Annotated in this window: 1 protein-coding gene; it reads left to right on the top strand. The window is 74.3% G+C overall.

Translation table 11 applies throughout. The features are described 5' to 3' along the window. Positions 1-118: 118 nt before the first annotated feature. Positions 119-338: hypothetical protein (locus ACEN88_RS34815; protein ID WP_413346983.1), on the top strand; the 220-nt coding region annotated here is incomplete at its 3' end.

Below are 338 nucleotides of genomic sequence, written 5' to 3' on the forward strand. Positions count from 1 at the left end.
GGCCCGTGCCGCTACGCAGGCTGACGGCAGGCTGCGTGCTGCTGGCCGTCGCGGGCGCCGCGCTCATCGTCGTGCACGCGCGCTGGCTGGCCGCTGCCACGGCCCCCAGGCGGCTTGCATGGCATCGCCCGATCCGCTCGAGCGGCGCTGGTTCGTGCTGTCGAACGGCGAGCGCATCATTGATGCGGCGGGCAACGCGTTCAGCTGGGTGTTCGACGACGTGCAGGGCAACGCGGAAGGCATCGTCGCGCGCACGTTCCCGACAGGCTCGCCCACCCTGGCGACGGCGCCCGGCGCGCCGATGCAGCAAGGGATGGGCTGGTGGCCGCGGGCGGGCC

The organism is Massilia sp. CT11-108 (genome assembly GCF_047302915.1).
GTDB lineage: Bacteria > Pseudomonadota > Gammaproteobacteria > Burkholderiales > Burkholderiaceae_D > Telluria > Telluria orientalis.